General features: G+C 48.9%; 18 protein-coding genes. 16 read left to right on the top strand and 2 right to left on the bottom strand.

Annotation, left to right across the window (positions count from 1 at the left end):
* Window positions 1-27 precede the first annotated feature (27 nt).
* On the top strand, window positions 28-2,154 hold the full coding sequence (locus EAT1B_RS06760) for a heterodisulfide reductase-related iron-sulfur binding cluster (protein ID WP_012727407.1): 2,127 nt from the start codon (window positions 28-30) through the stop codon (window positions 2,152-2,154).
* A gap of 38 nt (window positions 2,155-2,192) precedes the next feature.
* Here EAT1B_RS06760 and EAT1B_RS06755 read toward each other — a convergent pair whose 3' ends face one another.
* Window positions 2,193-3,491 carry a protoglobin domain-containing protein gene (locus tag EAT1B_RS06755; RefSeq protein ID WP_012727406.1) on the bottom strand — a complete coding sequence of 433 codons (1,299 nt, stop codon included), beginning with the start codon at window positions 3,489-3,491 and terminating at the stop codon, window positions 2,193-2,195.
* A 165-nt stretch (window positions 3,492-3,656) separates the two neighbouring features.
* On the opposite strand from EAT1B_RS06755, the gene EAT1B_RS06750 reads away from it, so the two are divergent.
* The 6 genes from EAT1B_RS06750 to EAT1B_RS06725 all read left to right on the top strand — a co-directional run bounded on the left by EAT1B_RS06750 (window position 3,657) and on the right by EAT1B_RS06725 (window position 10,388).
* A complete protein-coding gene (locus EAT1B_RS06750; RefSeq protein ID WP_012727405.1) occupies window positions 3,657-4,982 on the top strand; it encodes a hypothetical protein in 1,326 nt (441 codons plus the stop codon).
* Window positions 4,983-5,062: 80 nt separating this feature from the next.
* On the top strand, window positions 5,063-5,542 hold the full coding sequence (gene rpoE / locus EAT1B_RS06745; RefSeq protein WP_012727404.1) for a DNA-directed RNA polymerase subunit delta: 480 nt from the start codon (window positions 5,063-5,065) through the stop codon (window positions 5,540-5,542).
* A 247-nt stretch (window positions 5,543-5,789) separates the two neighbouring features.
* Window positions 5,790-7,385, top strand: coding sequence for a CTP synthase (locus tag EAT1B_RS06740; protein ID WP_012727403.1), 1,596 nt, complete (start codon window positions 5,790-5,792; stop codon window positions 7,383-7,385).
* A 137-nt stretch (window positions 7,386-7,522) separates the two neighbouring features.
* Entirely contained in the window at window positions 7,523-8,365 is an 843-nt protein-coding gene (locus tag EAT1B_RS06735; protein WP_012727402.1) for a TVP38/TMEM64 family protein, read from the top strand.
* A 31-nt stretch (window positions 8,366-8,396) separates the two neighbouring features.
* Entirely contained in the window at window positions 8,397-8,945 is a 549-nt protein-coding gene (locus EAT1B_RS06730) for a GNAT family N-acetyltransferase (RefSeq protein WP_012727401.1), read from the top strand.
* Window positions 8,946-9,059: 114 nt separating this feature from the next.
* Complete coding sequence (locus tag EAT1B_RS06725; protein ID WP_012727400.1) at window positions 9,060-10,388, top strand: polysaccharide deacetylase family protein; 1,329 nt, start codon at window positions 9,060-9,062, stop codon at window positions 10,386-10,388.
* Window positions 10,389-10,426: 38 nt separating this feature from the next.
* On the opposite strand, the gene EAT1B_RS06720 is transcribed toward EAT1B_RS06725, so the two are convergent.
* Window positions 10,427-11,542 carry an NADH-dependent flavin oxidoreductase gene (locus EAT1B_RS06720; RefSeq protein WP_012727399.1) on the bottom strand — a complete coding sequence of 372 codons (1,116 nt, stop codon included), beginning with the start codon at window positions 11,540-11,542 and terminating at the stop codon, window positions 10,427-10,429.
* Between the two features lie 261 nt (window positions 11,543-11,803).
* Here EAT1B_RS06720 and EAT1B_RS06715 point away from each other — a divergent pair, with 261 nt between their 5' ends.
* The 9 genes from EAT1B_RS06715 to EAT1B_RS06675 all read left to right on the top strand — a co-directional run bounded on the left by EAT1B_RS06715 (window position 11,804) and on the right by EAT1B_RS06675 (window position 20,262).
* Window positions 11,804-13,462, top strand: a complete 1,659-nt coding sequence (locus EAT1B_RS06715) for a glycerol-3-phosphate dehydrogenase/oxidase (protein WP_012727398.1) — start codon at window positions 11,804-11,806, stop codon at window positions 13,460-13,462.
* Between the two features lie 124 nt (window positions 13,463-13,586).
* Window positions 13,587-13,946, top strand: a complete 360-nt coding sequence (locus tag EAT1B_RS06710; RefSeq protein ID WP_012727397.1) for a YxeA family protein — start codon at window positions 13,587-13,589, stop codon at window positions 13,944-13,946.
* A 91-nt stretch (window positions 13,947-14,037) separates the two neighbouring features.
* A complete protein-coding gene (locus EAT1B_RS06705) occupies window positions 14,038-14,397 on the top strand; it encodes a response regulator (protein ID WP_012727396.1) in 360 nt (119 codons plus the stop codon).
* A 161-nt stretch (window positions 14,398-14,558) separates the two neighbouring features.
* Window positions 14,559-15,413 carry a class II fructose-1,6-bisphosphate aldolase gene (gene fba, locus EAT1B_RS06700; protein WP_012727395.1) on the top strand — a complete coding sequence of 285 codons (855 nt, stop codon included), beginning with the start codon at window positions 14,559-14,561 and terminating at the stop codon, window positions 15,411-15,413.
* A gap of 154 nt (window positions 15,414-15,567) precedes the next feature.
* Window positions 15,568-16,218: a fructose-6-phosphate aldolase gene (fsa, locus tag EAT1B_RS06695; RefSeq protein WP_012727394.1), complete on the top strand. Its 651-nt coding sequence runs from the start codon at window positions 15,568-15,570 to the stop codon at window positions 16,216-16,218.
* 27 nt (window positions 16,219-16,245) lie between these two features.
* Entirely contained in the window at window positions 16,246-17,502 is a 1,257-nt protein-coding gene (gene murA, locus EAT1B_RS06690; RefSeq protein WP_012727393.1) for a UDP-N-acetylglucosamine 1-carboxyvinyltransferase, read from the top strand.
* A 14-nt stretch (window positions 17,503-17,516) separates the two neighbouring features.
* Window positions 17,517-18,488 carry a class II fructose-bisphosphatase gene (gene glpX / locus EAT1B_RS06685; RefSeq protein WP_012727392.1) on the top strand — a complete coding sequence of 324 codons (972 nt, stop codon included), beginning with the start codon at window positions 17,517-17,519 and terminating at the stop codon, window positions 18,486-18,488.
* 87 nt (window positions 18,489-18,575) lie between these two features.
* Window positions 18,576-19,502 carry an ATP-binding cassette domain-containing protein gene (locus EAT1B_RS06680; protein ID WP_012727391.1) on the top strand — a complete coding sequence of 309 codons (927 nt, stop codon included), beginning with the start codon at window positions 18,576-18,578 and terminating at the stop codon, window positions 19,500-19,502.
* Window positions 19,492-20,262 carry an ABC transporter permease gene (locus EAT1B_RS06675; RefSeq protein WP_012727390.1) on the top strand — a complete coding sequence of 257 codons (771 nt, stop codon included), beginning with the start codon at window positions 19,492-19,494 and terminating at the stop codon, window positions 20,260-20,262. Before EAT1B_RS06680 ends, EAT1B_RS06675 begins: the two co-directional genes overlap by 11 nt.
* The last annotated feature ends 5 nt before the right edge of the window (window positions 20,263-20,267 follow it).

Raw genomic sequence — 20,267 nt, 5'->3', positions numbered from 1 at the left:
TCCGTTTTCAAAGGGGGAGTTTTGGGGATGTCTACATTTTTAATCGTCAACTGGATTCTATTCTTGCTCGTCCTCGGCTATGGTGTGTATTTATTTGCTACGCTAGTTCATCAGCGTTATACGTTCATCAAGCTCGGGAAGAAGGCAGAATGGAGCCAAACGAACAAAGAACGACTCGAACAGGTCATGATCAACGTGTTCGGTCAAAAGAAACTGTTGAAGGATAAGAAGAGTGGCGCCATTCACGTCATGATGTTTTATGGCTTCATCCTCGTCCAATTCGGGGCGATTGATTTCATTTGGAAAGGACTAGCGGTCGGAACACGTTTCCCTCATATCCCGCTCGGTCCCCTCTATCCAATCTTTACGTTCATGCAAGAAATCGTCATGCTCATGATTCTCGTCGCGGTCGTTTGGGGATTCTACCGTCGTTACGTCGAGAAGCTCGTGCGCTTGAAACGAAACTTTTTAGCAGGTCTCGCCCTTATCTTCATTGGCGGGTTGATGGTTTCCGTCTTGTTTGGGAACGGGTTTTACCTCGTCTATAAGGAAGAGCTTCCAATGTGGGGCGAACCGGTCGCGACACTCATCGGTTCAGCGTTTGCTTGGGTACCAGGTCCGGTCGCTTTCGCCTTGTTCGTCGTCTTTTGGTGGATGCACCTCTTATTCTTACTCAGCTTCATGGTCTACATCCCGCAAGGTAAACACGCGCACTTGATCGCCGGTACGCTCAACGTCTGGCTCGGGCGCACACACAAAGTCGGTCGCTTGGCACCTGTCGATTTTTCAGCGATGGAAGAAGCGGAAGAGTCGGATGAAGAGATCGTCTTCGGGGTCAACAAGATTGAAGACTTCAACCAGAAGCAGCTCGTCGACCTATACGCCTGTGTCGAGTGCGGACGTTGTACGAATGTATGTCCGGCAACAGGAACTGGGAAGATGTTGTCACCGATGGACTTGATCGTCAAGCTTCGTGACCATATGAATATGAAAGGTGCGGCGGTCACGAGAAAATCACCGTGGGCACCGGCTCTCATGTTCCAAAACACGCAAGGTGCTGAAATCGCAGCAGCGGCGCAAGATGGACATATGCTCGTCGCAGACGAATTGATCGGTAACGTCATCACAGAAGAAGAAATCTGGGCGTGTACGACATGCCGTAACTGTGAAGACCAATGTCCGGTCATGAACGAGCACGTCGATAAAATCATCGACCTTCGTCGTTACCTCGTCATGATGGAAGGGAAAATGGACCCTGAGGCGCAGCGCACAGTCGCAAATATCGAGCGTCAAGGAAACCCGTGGGGAATGAACCGGAAAGAACGTGAGAACTGGCGCAAGGACACAGAACTCGTCATCCCGACGGCGAAAGAGAAGAAAAAAGCAGGAGAAGAGTTCGAGTATCTCTTCTGGGTCGGCGCGATGGGCTCTTACGATAGCCGTAGCCAAAAAGTCGCGCAGAGCTTTGCGAGCGTGTTGAACAAGGCGGGCGTCTCATTCGCCATTCTCGGAAATGAAGAGAAGAACTCAGGGGATACTCCACGTCGAATCGGAAACGAGTTGCTCTTCCAAGAACTCGCTGAAGCGAACATTAAGTTGTTCGAGAAGTATGGGGTGACGAAAATCGTCACGGTCGACCCACACGCGTACAACACCTTCAAAAACGAGTATCCGGACTTCGGCTTGACTGATGTGAAAGTGTATCATCATACGGAGTTGCTCGCAGAGTTGCTCGATACGGGTCGAATTCAACCAGATCTTCAAGTGAATGAACGTGTCGTCTATCACGACTCTTGTTACCTCGGTCGTTATAACGGCATTTACGATGCACCGCGATTCGTCCTGGAACGCATACCGGGTGTCGAACTCGTCGAAGCGACACGTAACCGCGAAAACGGCATGTGCTGTGGAGCGGGTGGCGGTCTCATGTGGCAGGAAGAAAAAGTCGGGACACGTGTCAACGTGGCTCGGACAGAACAGTTGCTAGAGACGAAACCGACCGTCATCGGATCGGCGTGTCCGTACTGCTTGACGATGTTATCAGATGGAACGAAAGCGAAAGAAGTTGATGAGACCGTCGGCACGTTCGATGTCGTCGAATTGCTCGATCGCTCGCTGAAGGCCATCGAAATTCCAGAACCAGTTGTCCAATAATACAACAAGGCACGGTCCGCGGACCGTGCCTTGTTCGTTTACTGCATCTCAGAGGTGGATAGAAGGGAAGAGGTCAAGTGAGATAACCCTTGTGTCGTCTCGTTGATGGATGAAATGGTCTCGACCATCTGTCCGAGGTCCTGTTTGTTTCGTTCGAAAGAGAGGACATATTGGCCCATCTCTTCTTGGACGGTCGAAAAACCAGACTTGACGGCGTTTAGTTGGCGCATCGCTTCGTCATTCGTCCGATGCATTTGCCCCATTTGCTCGAGGAGTGCCGCGATGTTCGTCTCATTTTCATGAATGAGCACATTGATTTGACTGCTCAGTTGTTTTGCGTTCTCCGCGAGTGTGCGTACCTCGGTGGCGACGACGGCGAACCCTTTTCCATGTTCTCCTGCACGAGCCGCTTCAATCGAAGCGTTCAAGGCGAGCAAGTTCGTTTGGTTAGCAATTTGTTCGATGCTCTTGGTCATGCTGACAATCTCTTGAGAACCTTCTTTTAGGGCAGTGATTCGATCGAGCGAAGTATCGACGTAGATAGCCGACTGTTTGAACTCCGCTTCCATCTGTTCGATTTGATTTCCGTTCGTATGTGTCAATGTCATCAAGTGACGACTCATCTTTTCCGTTTGTTCGGTTTCCGCGAGGACTTGATGTGCGCGATCGCTCGTTTCAGACATCGCGTGCCCGGTTTGTTCCATCGTAGTGGCCACTTCTGTGCTGACGCGTGTCACGTCACTCAAGAGGGCCGCACGAGCTTGGTTCGCGGACTCGATTTCATCGAGACGGGCGTTGACGTATTGTTCGGTGACGATTTGCGCGTCTAAATTCATCGCGTGTGATAACGCTAAGAGGGACTCGCTTAAGACGGCGGGATCGTGTTGATACGTTTCAACCACTTTCGGGATGAGCAACGTGTTAAATGCCGAGTACGTGGCCAAGAACCAAACGACAGGGACGGCAAAGTGATGATGTGTCTGTCCCATTCGTTTTCGCATGGCTAAGAACTTGTCATCGATGTTCCCCGTTAATAGGCTACGGAAATAATCGGCGAATACCTTCTTTAATCGTTCTCTCGTCGATGAAGCATTCGCAATCTGTACCATTTCCGGTTGCAACATCAAGTGGTCGAGTACGTTTTCGAGTACATCGTCTAGTACCGACTCGACGAGGGGAGCCATATCTTGCAATCGTTTTACTTGAGAGGTCGTATAGCCCATATAGTGAGTGCGACCATTCAAGCTTGAGTCAGACGGCTTGGCGATTGTCTGGATGTCAGGGAAGCCGGGAGTCGCGACGAAGTGATTGGATGTTGTTTTACGAAAAAGTGGCATGTATTCTTCTCCTTCATACTTTAAAATGTCATTCTCTTCTATATCGGCAAAAGATTGAAGAAACTGAGAAGTGAATGTGTTTTGAAAGAAGTTCGCAGATGAATGAATCTGGGAAAGGATGATTGAGGAACAGAATATCCGATCTCAATGTAAGGAGTGTGTCCCATGAAAAACATGGTTGTCCTATTGACGATTGTCAGTGCGCTTAGTAGTCAAATTCTTCCGCAAATCTTATTTTTGTCCATCATGGCGGTCGAAGAAGGCGTCGGGCGTCTCATTCCATTCCTGATTTTTTATGTGGCCAGTATGTCCGGTCTATTATTGTGGGTTTATGTCATCGGACGCCGTGGTTCAAAAGATACCTTTTTAATCGCTCTGGTCGTACTTGTCGTCGGACTCGTTTGTTTCGTTCTCCCCTTTGAACGCGCGATTGAATGGAGCGCCTTTTTAGTCGGGGTCGGCTCAATTGGAGTCGGGACGATCATGACGACGATTTTATCGCAATTGAATGAGCTGAAACCGGCTGCTGATTCGGAGTCAAACGAAGAAGGAGAGAGCTCCTGGCCGTTGGTTTTGATGTTGGTCGGTTGGATTACCGTATTCTCTTATGCATTGATACAGTCGTATAATCTTGCCGTCTCTCTATTTTTGATCAGTTTGATTCTCCCCTGGCTTTTTGTTCGGAAATTACCGCTTCAAAAATCGGCGACTTGGCAGTTGGAGACCCGTTCTTTTCTCCGTGCCTTCATCGCGGTCACTGTCTTTACGTTGATTAGTCGTCTGCTCAGTCTTCTAGAAGGGACGCGTGGCTACATCGAAGTGTTTGGCTTAATGATTATCCTATTGAGCTATGTCGGTTGGCTCATGTTTCAGAAACGGGTTCGACAATTCATTACAGCCAGTCGTACACGGCAAGTGCAATTATTATCATTCGTGATTGGGCTGTTCGGCGGCTGGACATTGATCGGGGCGGTGTTTGTAAGTCTTGCTTTATATTCATTTCAAGTACTCCTCTTTTACGTGTTCGTCCCGTTTTTGACGGGAGTGATTGGGTGGATTTTGTTTAGCCGCATTTATGATTTCGCGCGTCATCCGTACCTCGTGTCACTCGTGTCCTCCCTTATTTTTTTCCTAGGATTTATCGAGCCCCTTGCGTTCATACCTGTGCTATTTGTCAGTGGCTATACGCAAACGATGTATTCGAGTGTGAGCCATGCCTACTTATTCGAAGAGTACGGAGAGAACAAAGAGTTTGCCTCGCTGCTCATTCAATTGTGGAAGCGGTTCGGGATGGTCGTTTCATACTCATTTCTGATGGTCGGGTTGTTAGGGTACGGTTTATACGTTGGGCAGACCGTCAATGCGGAGTTGTCGTTTCAAATTCCGAGAGGATGGATGTTTGGGGTGATGGGGGTGACATGGATCTTCAATATCGGGTTGATCAGTTTATATTGGTTCCGGATTAAATCGGAGACAATATATGAATCATAATTTCTTCTAGCTTTTTTATATCGCTTTTGTTTATAATGAAGAGTGATGTTTAACTAGTGACGGAAAAGGAGTGTCCTTTAATGAATAAATCGTTGATTGATTTCGTTTATGAACTTCTCCAAGAAACTGGCGAACAGCCTGTTTCTTTTGATGAGATTCGCGAAAAAATCAAGCAAAACTATACGTTTGCGAGTGAAGAGGAAGAACTCGAGAAAATCGCACAACTTTACACCGATTTGAACATCGACGGGTTGTTCGTCAACTTAGGAGCAAACCGTTGGGCGCTTCGCGTTTGGTACCCATTCGATAAGTCGGATGAAGATCTCGTTATCGAAGCACGTCAACGTGGTGAGCTTGACGAATTCGAAGAAGAGTTCGAAGAAGCAGATGAAGGCATCGTCGATATCGAAGATGACTTGGATGTATTCGCAAAAGTTGAAGATTACGATTCATCTGAATTCGATGATGAGGACGAAGAAGAAAAAGTAGAAGGCCTTGATGACTTCAAGGATGACGACTTGGACGACGACCTCGATCTCGAAGACGAGGATGATTTATAAGAGACCGCAAAAAGCCGGGCATTGCGCCCGGCTAGGCGTGTCTCTTTTTCTTTTTTAGTCGTGTTCATCGACTTGAAAAAAAGAAAAAATAATATCTTGACGACTGTATCGTCTCTGGCGTAAATTAGTCATGGGCTAGTTTAGCACGTAACGATGCAGCAAAAGTGTCCTCCATTTTCGGGGGCACTTTTGCTTTTTTTGTTTTTTCGTTTCCCGATGGTTGGTATTCAAGAGAGGAGAAAGAAACATGACAAAGTACATTTTCGTAACAGGCGGGGTAGTATCTTCGCTCGGTAAAGGGATCACGGCAGCTTCGCTCGCGCGTCTACTCAAAAATCGAGGACTCAACGTCACGATTCAGAAGTTTGACCCATACATCAACATTGACCCAGGTACGATGAGCCCGTATCAACACGGAGAAGTATTCGTCACAGATGATGGCGCTGAAACTGACCTTGACCTCGGACACTATGAGCGCTTTATCGACATCAACTTGTCGCAAAACGCGAACGTCACATCAGGTCGCATTTATTCGACTGTCTTGAAAAAAGAGCGTCGTGGAGACTATAACGGTGGAACGGTTCAGGTCATTCCACATATCACGAATGAGATCAAAGACCGTGTCTTCCGCGCAGGACGTGAGACGAACGCAGATGTCGTCATCACAGAGATTGGTGGAACAGTCGGAGATATCGAATCTCTTCCGTTCATCGAAGCCATTCGCCAAGTAAAAAACGATATTGGTAAAGAGAACGTCATGTACGTTCACTGTACGCTCGTTCCTTACCTTCGTGCCGCAGGTGAGATGAAGACGAAACCGACACAACACAGCGTAAAAGAACTTCGCAGCTACGGGATTCAACCAGACATCATCGTTCTCCGTACGGAGCACGATATCCCAGAAGACATGCGTGAGAAAATCGCCCTCTTCTGTGATACGCGCAAAGAAGCAGTCATCGAAGCGCAAGACGCATCGACACTTTACGAAGTACCGCTCAACCTTCAAAAACAAGGGATGGACCAACTCGTCAACGACTACTTCGGTTTCAACACACCAGCTGCCGACATGACGGCGTGGAAAGAACTCGTTCACACGGTCACACACCTTGAGAAGAAAGTGAAAATCGCGCTCGTCGGGAAATATGTCGAGTTGCGTGATGCCTATATCTCAGTCGCAGAGGCGCTCAAGCATGCCGGTTATGCGTTCAACGCGGACATCGACATCGACTGGATCAACGCAGAAGACGTGACAGCTGAAAACGTTTCGGACATCCTCGGTGATGCTGACGGAATCCTCGTCCCAGGTGGGTTCGGTGAGCGTGGAATTGAAGGGAAGATCGAAGCAACACGTTTTGCTCGTGAAAACAATGTCCCATTCTTCGGAATCTGTCTCGGGATGCAACTTGCGACGGTCGAGTTTGCCCGTAACGTCTTGAAGTTGGACGGCGCCCATACGGCTGAAATCGATCCGTCGACACCGTATCCGATCATCGACCTTCTTCCAGAGCAAAAAGATATCGAAGACCTTGGCGGCACACTTCGTCTTGGACTTTATCCATGTAAACTCGAAAAAGGGACGAAAGCGCATGCGGCATACGATCAAGAACTCGTCTACGAGCGTCATCGTCACCGTTATGAGTTCAACAACGAATACCGTGAAGCGTTTGAAGCAGAAGGCTTCAAGTTCTCAGGTACGAGCCCAGACGGTCGTCTCGTAGAAATCATTGAGATTCCAGAACACAAATGGTTCGTGGCATCACAGTTCCACCCAGAATTGATTTCGCGTCCAGAACGTCCACAACGTCTATTCCATGACTTCATCCAAGCGTCACTTGGAGAATAAGTGATTGAAAGCCACGATCTGAAATCGATCGTGGCTTTTCTACGTCAAAAGCATGAGAGGGAAGGTGCCCTCGGCAGGATACATCCCCTTCACTTTCTGGGTACACTAGAAGTAGAACGGGGAGAGGGTGATGGCTCATGAAAGAACGACATTCGATTTATCTTGGATATGGATTGGGGCTTGTCGCGCTCAGTCTGTTGCCGTTCGTCGTCTTGCCTTCCCTCTTACTGCCGTACCAGCTCGGTTGGACGGGCATTGTCTTACTCGCTCTCTCGGTCGGGTTACTACGGGCGATTCGGGACGGCTCGAATGTCATTTTGAAACAGATGTGGAAGATCACGTTCTCGCTCTTCTTAATTTTCGTTCTCGTCTATTATGTCTCGTTCGGACTCGTCCTTTATGACACATACGGGTTGGATCGTCTATTAGCACAATATGAACGACAGGCGGTCTGGGTGTTTGCGGCATTTAGCTTTTTACAACCGATTGCCTTGCCGGTCCCGGAAGCGGTCAGTGTGCCGATTGGGAGTGTCGCGCTCGGACCGTTTCGTGCGGCTTTAGTCGGAAGCATCTCGACTACGCTTGGCATCTTTGTCATGTATGGGTTGGCCCGGTTTGGCCGAGGACGCATGATTCGTTGGGTCGATGAAGAGAAACTGAAGACATACGATCGATATGTCGATCGGTACGGTCTTGGTGTATTGCTCGTGTTGTTCATCATTCCGATTTTGCCGGATGAGGTCATCTGTCTCGCTGCTGGGTTTAGTCGCGTGCCATTCCCGCGTTTTGCGGGCATCGCGTTCGGGGCAAAACTCGTCACGTCGTTCGGGCTTGCCTACTCTGTCTCCATCGGACAATTGTTTATGACCGATTCGAGTCCCATTGCCATCGCCTCTGTCATGGCAAGTGTAGTCGTCTTGATTCTCGCGTTCGTTTGGCGCAAACGAAAAAAAGGGGATTCGAACGGGACACAAGAATAAAGTAAAGACGATCTATAGAGAGGAAGACAAGATGCGACAAGACAATGAAGTGGTCATTCGACCGATTGAAAAACAAGACTTAGTCCGACTATGGGAATTGATTTACCGGGATGCAACACCGGAGTGGAAACAATGGGACGCTCCTTACTTCGAACATAAGGCGATGTCCTACGAAGAGTTTCAGCAAATCGAGCAGTCGCTCATTCAAAAAGAAGACATGTGGGTCATTGAGGTCAGTGGAACGGTATATGGCACGGTTTCCTATTATTTCGAAGATGCCGGACGAGAATGGCTCGAGATGGGCATCATCTTGCATCAGTCCGACCGCTGGAATCGTGGTGTCGGGACGCGTGCCCTTCGCTTATGGACCGAGCATCTATTTGAGACGCTACCCGTTGTCCGTGTCGGCTTGACGACGTGGTCCGGGAATGAACGGATGATGCGGGTCGCTGAAAAAGTAGGGATGCAACTCGAAGGTCGAATCCGTCAAGTGCGTGTCGTGAACGAGAAGCGCTATGATTCGATTCGGATGGGCATGTTACGCGAAGAATGGATGAAAACAGGTACGCCGTCTATTTAAAGACGACGTACCTGTTTTGTATGATTTTGTATATATTTGTCGCCATATTGACGATTTCATTCATGAAGAGTTTGCTACAATCGAATCGATTGAATTAAATAGGAGAGAATAAGAATGAAACGACACATGTTAGTTATTGTGATGTTATTGATTGGGATGGGCACATGGTATTACATCGCGGGAGCCGCCCCGACGATTAAAAAAGTTCCGACACCATCCTTTACCGGACAATACCCCGGGTTACATTTAACGGTAGAGAGTGAACAAGCGAAAAGACATACGACATCAATCTCTGTCCCGAGAACGGATTATGAAGTGCTAAACGAGGAGCTGGATGCATTCATTTTAGAAAAGAAAGAAGCATTTCAACACAACCTCACTCCTAGTCACGGCCAAAAGGGTCACTTAAATATTCAGACCGATACCTATCAAACGAATGAGAGAGAATACACGCTAGTCGTTCATACTTATGCATTCACTGGTGGTGCGAATGGTCAAACCACTGTCGACGTATTTCGGATGAACCTTTCGGACGGAACGTTCATTGAATGGGATGATGTCTTACGTGATGACCAACATGCATTAGAATGGTTCAAGCATAGCGTCATCACACAATTACAACATCAAGAATACGTATTTGAGAATCAGTTACGTGAAGCGATTAAAGATCCTAAATCGACGAAGTGGATACTGACGTCCTCTGGTCTAGATGTCATATTTGACGAGTATGAAGTGGCAGCGGGAGCGGCAGGTGTGGTAGAAGTTCATATTCCAATGAAGGAAGTTGAGCCGTTTTTGTTATCCGAATTAGATACACCCACTGCACAAGAAGATTCTCCAATCATGAGTCCCTCAAATAAGCCGCTTGACCCTAATGGGAAATATGTTGCATTGACGTTCGATGATGGACCCCATCCGGTTGTGACACCTAACATTCTTGAGACACTTGAGAAATACCAAGCGCGTGCTACGTTCTTTATGTTAGGAAGTCAGATGGAATTCTATCCTGATGTGGCGAGACAAGTAGCGTTGTCAGGTCATGAGCTAGCAAACCATACTGAACATCACCCGGATTTAACAAAATTGTCTGAGAACGGAGTCAAAGAGGAACTCGAAAAGGTTGATGAACGAATTGAGAGGCTTACGGGACAACGCCCATCATTGGTTCGTCCACCATACGGGGCTAAAAATGAAATGATTGAGCAGATCATTCAGACAAAGGAGCAGACCCTTGCACTATGGACGGTCGATTCTCTTGATTGGAGTCACCGTAATGCCGATCAAATGTATCGCTTGATTATGGACAATGTCCATCCAAGTGCTGTTGTCTTGATGCATGATATTCATGAGTCCACAGCTGAAGGGTTGCCGAAAGTTCTCGATGCGCTGAAACGTGAAGGGTACACGTTTGTGACGATGAGTGAGCTCTTGACGTTGAAATAGTAAATGAACCCGCCGTGATAAACGGCAGGTTCATTTTTTTATTTCACTTCTTGATCTTTAATCGGGAACCAACCGGCACGTGTCGTGATGGCGTTCCATAGTGGAGCTGGGACGGCGAGTTCGGCTTGCTTGTTCAAGTCGAGCTCGGTCTCAATCTCGTCTTCGCGGTCCGATTTCACTTTTTCGAGCCATTCTGGGTCGATGATCAGTTCGCGACCGAGTGCGGCAAGGTCCACGACCTCGAGTGCGTCTTCCACTTGCGCCGGACGTTGGAGTTGCCCGACTCCGATGAGTGGGATGGCACCATTGATCCGTTTGGCGATGCGGTCAATCGAACGCTCCGTGACGTTCTCATCGCGCATGGAAGCTGTGTTGAAGTTCCAGAGAGACGCGTGAATATAATCGACACCCTCTGCTAAGATCATATCGAGTAACACATCCGTGTCGTCGAGTGTGATGCCTGGCTCTTCGATTTCTTCCGGTGAGAAGCGATAGCCGACGAGGAAGTCTTCTGCATCTGCAGCGGCTTCTTTGACACGACGAATGACTTCGCGTGGGAACGTCAAACGTCCGTGGAGATCACCGCCGAAGCGATCTTCACGGCGATTTGAATGCGGTGAGAAGAATTGTTGAATCAAGTAGGTGTTCGCTCCGTGAATTTCGACTCCGTCAAATCCGGCTTCGATGGCGCGACGCGTCGCTTCACCGAACGCCTCAATGATGGCTTCGACTTCTGACGTCTCGAGGGCACGTGGTGTGACGGCACCTTCTCGGACCGGTGCGACGGCACTTGCACTGACAGGTTGTTCGTTCGGGACGAGTTCAGGTGGTGACATCCGCCCAGCGTGGAAAATTTGAAGGATGGCTTTTGCGCCTTCCGCTTTTAAACTTTCAGCCAACTGACGGAGACCTGGGATGAATTTGTCGTCATTGACCCCGAATGCGTTCGGGAACCCTTTCCCGTCTTCTGTCACGTACGCGCAAGCCGTGATGGCGAGCCCGACGTTTTGCGCCCGTTTCCGATAGTAGGCGAGCTCATGCTCGGATACTTCGCCCGTTGGCTCTGATGAGTAATGTGTCATCGGTGCCAATACAAGGCGGTTCGGTACTTCGACGCCATTTTTGAACTGAAAAGGTTGTAACATACGTTTCATCTGAAATCCTCCTTCAACATGATACCTTGAAGTCTAAGCTTATCGACTCAAAAATGCGAGTCGGATGCTTGTGAATGAACACATTACAGATTACATAAGCGTAAGAGATGATTGAACTGAAAAGAATAGGGTATAATACAGGAGAAAAGTTGATATTCGGTTCGAGACAATAGAGAGACCACAACAGAAGGGGGAAGCCTTGTTTTTGTTGTGGTCTCTTTTTCTATTCATTGAACCATACTTACTATAGGAGGGAATAAGATGGAAATCAGAAATTTCTCAGCGAAAGAACGAGCGAAACGATATGAACAACTGACGAGTGAACGTCATGACGTTCTTGTTGTCGGTGGCGGGATTACAGGAGCGGGGATTGCGCTCGATGCATCGTCGCGTGGGATGAAGACAGCTGTCCTCGAGATGCAAGACTTTGCGGCCGGGACATCAAGTCGTTCGACGAAACTTGTTCACGGGGGACTCCGCTATTTGAAACAATTTGAAGTGGCGCTCGTCGCAGAAGTCGGGAAAGAGCGTGCCATCGTGTATGAGAATGGTCCACACGTCACGACACCGGAACAGATGTTGTTGCCAATGCATAAAGGAGGCACGTTTGGCCCCTTCTCAACTTCAATCGGACTGATGGTGTATGACTTCCTCGCAGGCGTCAAACGGGCAGAACGTCGCATGATGCTCAAACCGAATGAAGTCATCAAGAAAGCACCGCTCGTGAAAAAAGATGATTTAGTCGGAGGCGGTTATTACGTCGAGTACCGGACGGATGATGCGCGATTGACAATCGAAGTGGCGAAAGAAGCGGCAAACCATGGTGCGCTTCTCATGAACTATGCGAAAGTGACGGGGTTGATTTACGAAAACGGCAAAGTAGCCGGTGTACACGTTGAAGACCAAATCGATGGGGCGACATATGACGTCTATGCGAAGAAAATCATCAATGCGACCGGTCCATGGGTCGATGAGTTACGGGAAGAAGACAACTCGAAAAAAGGCAAACAACTTCGTTTGACGAAAGGAATTCACCTCGTCATCGATCAATCGAAATTCCCACTCAAACAGGCAATTTATTTCGATACACCAGACGGGCGCATGGTCTTTGCCATTCCACGCGGAAACAAAGCGTACGTCGGAACGACGGACACGTTCTTTGATAAAAACAAAGCCCATCCACGCATGACGACAGAAGACCGCGATTATATTTTGGATGCGATTCACTATATGTTCCCGGACGTCCATGTCACGGCAGACGATGTAGAATCGAGCTGGGCGGGTATTCGTCCGTTGATTTATGAAGAAGGAAAAGACCCTTCTGAAATTTCACGTAAGGACGAAATTTGGCAGTCAGACAGCGGTTTGATCACGATTGCCGGCGGTAAATTGACAGGATATCGGAAGATGTCAGAAACAGTCGTCGACCTTGTCGCGAAATTATTAAAAGAAGAAGAAGGCGTCGTTTACTTGGCGAGCCGGACGAAGCATATGCCGATGTCAGGTGGTCACGTCGGCGGTTCGAAAGGCTTCAAAGACTTCCTTGAGAAGAAAACGAAAGAACTTCAAAATCACGGTCTAGACGCAAACCACGCGGAAGAACTCGTCCGTCTATACGGTTCGAATATTGACCGCGTCATCGAGCGGATGGACTCGAACGCGTATGACTTGCCAGAGGTCGTCTATGCGCAGTTGATTTATGGCATTGAAGAAGAGTCGGTCGTTCGTGCCATCGACTTCTTGATTCGTCGGACCGGAGCGATGTTCTTTGATATCGATTTCGTCCGTCAATACAAAGACGGTGTCCTTCGTTGCATGGCCGACGTCTTCAAATGGTCGGATGAGCGTTTGAAAGAAGAGCGTGAAGAGGTCGAGAAAGAGATTGAAATCGCAGTTGTGCCTGTGACTGTCGAATCGTAATGCACTGTATCGAAGGAAAGGTTCATTCTAAACAGGATGAACCTTTTTTGTGGCATGGTTTCGTCGATTCGGAATAACGGTATACCTCATAAGTAGTGATTCTTAGATTGAAGGAGAACTTTTTATGAAACGAAATCTCGTTGCCATCCTATTGATTGGTGTTCTATTAGTAGTAGGTTGGCGTTATGTCGATCCCAATCGATTATTGGCCGATGTCTATTATGTCAAAGTTCCAAGTGCTGAAGTGGCGACACAAACTTCATCCGGCTATCGCTATGATCTCATCGGATACGATGAGGATGGAAAAAAACGTCCTCTGTCGATTGGCACTTCTGGGTTGTTACCGGAAGGAAACTATCTGCGGGTATTTGTGAAAGAAGAAGATGCGGAAGTGACCGACTACGAGCAAGTGAATGTCCTAGACGTACCTGAACAGTTGAAGGAAGAACAAGAAGAAGATAATTCCGAGCCATCGTTCCCTTGATTTCAAAAGATAGACGTCGCGAAAAAGAGATGAGTTTGGTAAGGTTAAATTGTTTGAATATGGTAAACGATGAATGAAAGAAGGGACATGCATGTCACGGATGTTAATAGCAGATGACCAGGACGGAATTCGTACGATGCTCGCGCAAGTGTTCACGAACATGGGTGTAGACGTGGACACGGCGCAAGACGGCATCAGCGCCTGGGAGTTTTTAGAGCGGGAGCAATATGATTTGGTATTGCTCGATATGAATATGCCTCGTATGTTTGGACATGAAGTATTGCGACGCATGCGCGAGAAACCGTTAGACACACCTGTCATGATCATGACGGCGTTTGGGGAAGAAGCGGTGATTGAAGAAGTGCGCCGTCTCGGAATCACAGCACAATTTGAGAAGCCGTTTGATATTTATGGAATGATTGAAAAAGTGAAAGAAGTCTTGAAAATTTGACGTTTCGTCACCAAGATGACATATGTAAACGCTTGCGCTAAGCCGTTTCTATGCCCGAATAGCATAGGCACATGTTTTACGGTGTGTTATAATGGGAACGAATTGCACGGGGGAACTTTTCCCAAACGTGTATAATAGCGAACAGACAGGAGGATGTCATTATGCCATTAGTATCAATGACAGAAATGCTTAACAAAGCATTCGAAGGCAAGTATGCAGTCGGCCAATTCAACATCAACAACCTCGAGTGGACGCAAGCGATTCTTCGCGCTGCGGAAGACGAGAAATCACCAGTAATCCTCGGTGTATCAGAAGGTGCAGCGAAGTACATGGGTGGCTTCACGACAGTTGTCAAAATGGTTGAAGGTCTTATGCACGACTACAACATCACTGTTCCAGTTGCAATCCACCTTGACCACGGTTCTTCATTCGATAAGTGTAAAGCAGCGATCGACGCTGGTTTCACGTCAGTCATGATCGACGGTTCACACCACCCGATCGATGAAAACATCGAAATGACGAAACAAGTTGTCGAGTACGCGCACGCTAAGGGTGCTTCTGTTGAGGCAGAAGTCGGTACAGTTGGCGGCGAAGAAGACGGCGTTATCGGTGGCGTACAATACGCTGACCTCGATGAGTGTGTACGTGTTGTCAAAGAAGCGAAAGTGGATGCACTTGCTGCAGCACTCGGTTCTGTACACGGTGAATACCAAGGCGAGCCGAAACTTGGCTTCAAAGAGATGGAAGAAATCGCAAACGCGACACAAACTCCACTCGTTCTTCACGGCGGATCAGGTATTCCTGAGCACCAAATCAAAAAAGCAATCGAGCTCGGCCACAGCAAGATCAACGTTAACACAGAGTGCCAACAAGAATGGACTCGTGCGGTACGTGAGAAAGTTGCTGCTGATGCAAAAGTATATGACCCACGTAAAATTATCGGACCTGGTATCGAAGCGATTTATAACGTCGTTACTGGCAAGATGCGTGAGTTTGGTTCAAGCAACCAAGCATAATCCTGTTTGATCAAGTCGGTTCTCTATGAGGACCGACTTTTTGTATCGTTTCCTATATCACCGTTTGTCGAATCTGACAAAGGGAGTAGTAATTCGACTAGTCTTTCCTCATAATAGAGATTGTAAGCGATCACAAATTAAGGAGGAGACACATATGCGTTTTTTCATTGACACAGCAAATGTGGAAGACATTAAAAAAGCTCATCAAATGGGCGTCATTGGAGGCGTGACGACGAATCCATCGCTCGTCGCCAAAGAAGGTGTCGATTTCCATACAAGACTTCGTGAAATCTGTGAGATCGTCGGGGATCTCTCGGTCAGCGCCGAAGTTATTGCACTTGATGCGCCGGGTATGGTGGAAGAAGGAAAGGAACTTGCCGCCATCGCGCCGAATATTACGGTAAAGGTACCGATGACACCAGCGGGGATGGAAGCGGTAAAACAGTTCAAAGAGCTTGGGATCAAGACGAATGTCACGCTCATCTTTAACGCCAACCAGGCGTTACTTGCGGCACGCGCCGGAGCATCATACGTTTCTCCATTCATCGGACGCTTGGATGACATCGGACAAGATGGGCTCGATTTAGTGGAAACTATTGCGAACATCTTTGCAATCCATGGCATCGAGACAGAAATCATCGCAGCATCTGTGCGTCACCCGGTTCACGTGACAAAAGCTGCACTTCTCGGGGCTGACATTGCGACAGTCCCTTACAAAGTCATCGAACAGATGATGAAACATCCGCTCACAGACAAAGGTATTGAGCAGTTCTTAGCGGATTGGAACAACGCTCAATCCAAATAAGTCCGTCGTAGAAAGGTTTTGATCAGCGTGGAAATTCTCCATATCGTTGGGCAGCAAAAATTAGAAGGAACCGTCGAGATTAGCGGGGCGAAACAGAGTGCCCTCCCTTGCCTTGTGGCTGCACTTCTCACGGAAGAGTCGGTGACGATTGAAAACGTTCCGATGATTGAAGATGTGGAAGTGATGGTCAATTTGTTGAAAGAGCTCGGGGTTCGAGTCGAACGTGATGGCGAACGGACGACCATTCATTCGAATGAGGCGGTCGCCATGCCACTTCTCGGTTCTGAGACGCGGAAAGTCCGTGCCGCTGTCTACTTGCTCGGGGTCTTCGCGGCTCGCTTCGGAAAAGGGGCGGTTGGGTTACCTGGAGGATATGCGATTGGTCCACGGCCGATTGACTTACATTTGAAAGCGTTGGAACGTCTCGGCATTCACGTCGAGAATGAATCAGGTCTCTATCATGTCCGGGTCGATGAACTTGTCGGGAATCGAATTTACTTGGACTTGCGGTCGTTTGGGGCAACCGTGAGTGCGATGCTTGCGGCTGTTTTAGCGACAGGGACGACGGTCATCGAAAACGCGGCCTGCGACCCGGAAGTCGTCGATGTGGCTACGATGCTCACATCGATGGGGGCACATGTGAGTGGGGCCGGAACGGATGAGATTCGAATCAAAGGGGTAGAGCGACTCCACGGTTGTACGCACACACTGATTCCGGATCGTCTCGAGGCCGGAACATTCATGATGTTCGGTGCCGTATCTGGTCACGTGACCGTTCAACCGGTCATTCCGACACATCTCGAAGGGGTCATTCAAAAACTGTTGGACTTCGGAGCGGACGTCGAGGTCGGTGAAGAATCAATTACCGTGACGGCGAACCAATTCATGCCAACAGACATTCGTGTGTTCCATTACTCAGGGTATCCGAGCGACTTGCAACCGGTGATGACGGCGGCCTTACTAAAAGCGGACGGAACGAGTGTCGTTACGGATAAATTGTATGCGCAACGATTCCGCCACATCGCCGAGATGCGACGGATGAATGCGCAAATCACTTTGGAAGATGCGTCGGCTGTCATTCGTGGCGGGAATCAACTGGCGAACGCAGAGATGGAATGTACCGATGCACGGAGTGCTGCGGCCCTGGTACTGTCGGCGCTCCAAGCATCTGGAGAATCGACGCTACTGCATGCAGAACGACTGAATGATTCGTATGTCGACTTTGTCGGCAAATTAAAACAACTCGGTGCGCTCGTTTGGGTGGAGGAACATACCGAGGTATAAAGGGGAGATTTCGGGTGGAACGAAGTTTATCGATGGAACTGGTTCGGGTGACAGAAGCTGCGGCACTTGCTTCAGCCCGTTGGATGGGACGAGGATTAAAAGTCGAAGCGGATGATGCGGCAACGACCGCCATGCGCGACGTATTTGACACGATTCCGATGAAAGGGATTGTCGTCATCGGTGAAGGGGAGATGGATGAAGCCCCGATGCTATACATCGGAGAAAAAGTCGGGAATGGCTACGGCTCTCGTCTCGATGTCGCCGTCGACCCGTTAGAAGGAACGAACATCGTAGCGACAGGGACGTGGGGAGCCCTTGCGGTTCTCGCGGTCGCGGATGCAGGCGATCTCCTTCATGCTCCAGACATGTATATGGACAAAATCGCAGTCGGACCGGAAGCGGCGGGACTCGTGAGTCTCGACAATTCGATTGAAGAGAACATCGAAATCGTGGCGAAAGCGAAGAAGAAAAACGTGGAAGATGTCGTCGTCACGATTTTACATCGGGATCGTCACGAAGAAACCATTCAACGTGTCCGCGCGACCGGTGCGCGAATCAAATTGATTCCGGACGGGGACGTCGCCGCGGCCATCAACACCGCCTTCCCGAAAACGGGTGTCGATTTGCTTCTCGGTTCAGGTGGGGCGCCAGAAGGTGTCATCGCGGCTGTGGCGATGAAGTGTTTAGGTGGAGACTTCCAAGGACGTTTGCTCCCGGAAGACGAAGCGCAGAAACAACGTTGCCATGACATGGGAATCGAAGATACGGATCGCATCCTCCTCCTCAATGACTTGGTGAAAGGTGAAGATTGTATCTTTGCCGCGACCGGTGTCACAGATGGAGAGCTGTTACGTGGAGTCCAATTTACGTCACAAGGTGGACAGACTCATTCGGTCGTCATGCGTGCAAAATCTGGTACCGTTCGTTTCGTCGAAGGGAACCACTCGCTTACGAAAAAACCAAAAATGGTTATGAAACCAGAATAATCAGAAGTCGTGGATGTGTAAACGTCCACGACTTTTTTGTGATGAAAGCGTCAGAAAACGGGAATGGGTAGTCAGGAGGTGGGTGTGATGATTCAAGTAGAAGGACTCGTCAAGACATTCAAGGATGTTCCGGCTGTCGATGACGTGTCATTTTCTGTGAAAGAAGGGGAAATCTTTGCGTTTTTAGGTCCGAACGGTGCCGGTAAATCGACGACGGTGCAAATGTTGACGACACTCGTGAGACCGACATCTGGAACGGCACGAGTCAATGGATTCGATGTCGTCAAACAAGAAAAAGATGTCCGATTATCGATTGGGGTCGCCTTACAAGAAACGGGGATCGATAAAGTACTGACGGGACGAGAGCTTCTTGTCTTACAAGGACGTTTGTTTAAGATGTCGAATGAAGAGGCGCAACGTCGAGCGAGTGAGTTACTCGAAGTCGTTTCACTGACGGATGCGGCCGATCGCCGGAGTGGTACCTATTCCGGTGGGATGCGGCGACGTCTCGACTTGGCTCTCACACTCGTCCATCGTCCGACGGTCTTGTTTTTAGACGAACCGACGACAGGGCTCGATCCGGCGAGCCGGATCGAGATTTGGAATGAAGTACGTCGATTGAACGAGGAATTCGGGACGACGATTTTTTTGACGACCCAATACTTAGAAGAAGCGGACGAGTTAGCGGACCGGATTGCCATCATCAACCATGGGAAGATAGTGAGTGAAGGAACGGCCGAAGAGTTGAAACAGCTCGTCGGTGGTGAAACAATCGCGATGGACTTTGCCTCGGAATCGGAAGCGACCCTAGCCGCCACAAGATTCCATACAACTCCGAACGGCACACACGTGTCGTTTGAGTTACGTGACGTGACGTTGACGGAGATTGTTCGTTCGTTAGATGAACAAGGGCTACAACCTGAGCGATTGACTGTCAAACAACCGTCGCTTGATGATGTGTTCTTGAAAGTGACAGGCGAGTCATACGAAGGAGGCGAGATTCGTGTGGACTGAGACATGGCTATTCACGAAACGGAGTTTGGTGACGACCATCCGAAATCCGTTCTCATTTATTCCGAACTTAATCATCTCTGTCTTCTTTTTACTTGTGTATACGAGCGGACTATCGAGCGTGGCCTCATTGCCTCAGTTCGAAGGGAGCGATTATTTGAACTTCATCTTACCCGTTTCGATTGTTTCAGGTGCGGTCGGGGGAGCAGGAGGGACTGGACAGGCGCTTGTGCGAGATATTGAGAGTGGCTACTTCGCACGGCTCTTGTTGACACCGGCGACGCGCACCGCGATTGTGCTCGGACCAATGATTGCGGGGATGTTGCAATTGCTCGTTCAAACGCTACTCATCTTTGCAGTCGCATTTCTCCTCGGTCTCACAATTCCAGTCGGGGCAGTCGGTTTCTTCTTCACCGTCCTGCTCGCGATTGGATTTGGACTTGGTTTCGCAGGATATTCAGTAGGTGTCGCCTTGAAGACGCGAAACGCTCAAGCGGCCCAGGCCGGTACCCTTTTGTTCTTCCCACTCATCTTCTTGTCAACGACGTTCGTTCCTAAAGAATTGATTGAGGCAGAGTGGTTAAAAGTGGCGGCGACGTTCAATCCAACCACTTATATCTTCGAAGGGATGCGGGCGGTTCTGACTCAACCCGAGATTGATTGGGGTGCTTTATCTGCTGGACTTGCAGTGGCTGGGACGATGAGCGTGCTCATGATCGTCTTTGCGGCGACGAACGCGAGAGGGGCGTTGAAGCAAAAATAAAACGA

The organism is Exiguobacterium sp. AT1b (assembly GCF_000023045.1).
GTDB lineage: Bacteria > Bacillota > Bacilli > Exiguobacteriales > Exiguobacteriaceae > Exiguobacterium.
This window is presented reverse-complemented; position numbering and strand designations above follow the sequence as displayed.